This is a genomic window from Aeribacillus composti (genome assembly GCF_007827555.1).
GTDB classification, from domain to species: Bacteria; Bacillota; Bacilli; order Bacillales; family Aeribacillaceae; genus Aeribacillus; species Aeribacillus composti.
Genome location: NZ_VISS01000067.1, coordinates 1 through 2,259, shown reverse-complemented (window position 1 = coordinate 2,259; position 2,259 = coordinate 1). Strand labels below are relative to the sequence as shown.

The 2,259-nt window shown below is 42.7% G+C and carries 1 protein-coding gene and 1 pseudogene; both read left to right on the top strand.

Annotated elements, in window-relative coordinates:
• Window positions 1–88: 88 nt before the first annotated feature.
• Window positions 89–942, top strand: a pseudogene (locus FB379_RS18210) (transposase); the annotation flags it as partial.
• Window positions 935–1,738 carry an ExeA family protein gene (locus FB379_RS18205; RefSeq protein WP_044748971.1) on the top strand — a complete coding sequence of 268 codons (804 nt, stop codon included), beginning with the start codon at window positions 935–937 and terminating at the stop codon, window positions 1,736–1,738. The pseudogene FB379_RS18210 and the gene FB379_RS18205, both read left to right, overlap by 8 nt.
• The last annotated feature ends 521 nt before the right edge of the window (window positions 1,739–2,259 follow it).

Below are 2,259 nucleotides of genomic sequence, written 5' to 3'. Positions count from 1 at the left end.
CTTGGTGGCCCCGATGAGGGGGATTGCGAACCTACGTTCCCAACCCCCTCATCGGGGAATTCTAAGAATTTCTCCCACAAACATTTTACTCACACGCAAAGAAATTTTACCGATGCCGGAGAGAAAACGTTTTGCGCATGATCAAGTGAACGCCTTATGGCAAGGAGACCTTTCTTACGGTCCGTATGTTCCAATCAATGGGAAGAAGAAAAGAACGTTTCTCATCGCTTACATCGATGATTGTTCACGCATCGTGCCATACGCTCAATTTTTCTCTTCCGAGAAATTTGATGGGCTGCGAGTCGTCACCAAAGAAGCGCTCATTCGGTATGGAAAGCCGAAAATGATTTACTCGGATAACGGAAAGATTTATCGTTCCGAAACTCTTCAGTATGCGTGTGCACAGTTAGGAATCACCCTCGTTCATACGCAGCCATATGACCCGCAAAGCAAGGGAAAAATTGAGCGCTTTTTCAAGACGGTGCAGACGCGTTTTTATCCGTTATTGGACATGAATCCGGTTCATTCACTCGAAGAGTTGAATGAACGATTTTGGAGATGGCTGGAGGAAGATTATCATCGTAACCCCCATGCATCGCTCAATGGAAAAACGCCTCATGAAATCTTTCTGTCTCAAAACCATACGGTTCAATTTCTAGAAGATCCGACGGTGTTGGATTCAATGTTTCTGAAACGCGAGTTTCGGAAAGTGAAGGCCGATGGAACGATTTCGCTCAACAATTGTACGAAGTGCCTCCTCGTTTCATTGGCCAATCCGTCGATATTCGTTACGATGACCATGGTGTATATGTATATGAAGATGGCAAGGAAGTCGCTCAAGCCAAACCTGTATGCCTGCATGATAACGCCCATGTGAAACGAAATCGGTCCCCGTTTTCGTTGAATACAGAATGGGCAAAGGGGGAAGAAGATCATGTATAAAACCTTCTACTCCCTTTCTCATGAACCCTTTTCGAAAGAAATGAAGCCGTCGGATGCCTATCTCGCTACTTCGTATCGAGAAGCATTGGCGGGATTGGATTATATCAAACGAACGAGAGGAATCGGTCTATTCATTGGTGAACCTGGATCTGGAAAAACGTTTACGTTACGAACGTTTAAAGAGTCGTTGAATCCATCGTTGTATCATGTCGTCTATTTTCCTCTTTCCACAGGAGGAGTGATGGATTTTTACCGAGGGCTTGCACTTGGGTTGGGAGAAGAGCCAAAATACCGGAAGGTCGATTTGTTTTATCAAATTCAGCAAGGAATCGAACGATTGTACACCGAACGAAGAATCACTCCTGTCTTGATTTTGGATGAGATGCATCTGGCTAAAGATGCCTTTCTGCAAGATCTTGCGATTTTGTTTAATTTTCAAATGGATTCGACGAATCCATTTGTCTTGATTTTAGCTGGCCTTCCGCATTTACAAACGCGACTTCGGCTCAACCAGCATCGGCCGTTGAATCAACGTATCATCATGCGATATCAAATGGGGCCATTGACGAAAGAAGAAGTTGGTCAATATATAGAACAGCGAATGAAAATGGCGGGAGCGAAGATTCCGATTTTTACTCCAGCAGCGCTAGAGGCCATCGCTTTACAATCTCAAGGATGGCCAAGAGTGATCAATACCCTAGCCACGACTTGCCTCTTGTATGGATACCAAATGAAAAAAGAACAGATCGATGAAGAAATCGTTCGAATGGCGGCAGAGGAACATCATCTTTACTAAGCGATCGGAGCTCTTTGTACGGAGGGTTCCATTTTTTTCGAAGAGGGGCGGAAAAATCATCGAAAAACGACCGGAAAAATGTGCAAAGAACCTGGGGAAAATCGCAAAATCTAAAATAATCCGCAAAAAAAATTGCACATTATTTCAGAAAACGAACCAAAATAATTTGAAAAAGTCAGCCTGAAATAATGTGCAAATTTACATGTACAGGTAAAACTTATAAAAATCAGGTTGCTTAACCATGCCCTTCATCAGCTTTCCGCATTGTAGTTGGTAGAATGAAATCCGTCAAGGAAAGCACTTGACCGCTTCCATCTACCAACTTAGTGGTCTGCAAGCTGACGAAGGAGCTACTCTAGATTGAGTATCAATCTCGCTAACTTATTTCCGGAATTGTGTGAACATCACAGAATATGGTGATGAGACTAACAATATTCAATTCTTCCAAATCTATGCCTAACTCTTTTATTTTATTTTCATATTCAGTTCGTGTCATTTTTTACCAACCTCCTTTATTTTGT

Bases quoted from the DNA above. Each gene is read 5' to 3' on its own strand.
- FB379_RS18205 (WP_044748971.1), top strand. From the start codon at position 935: ATGTATAAAACCTTCTACTCCCTTTCTCATGAACCCTTTTCGAAAGAA.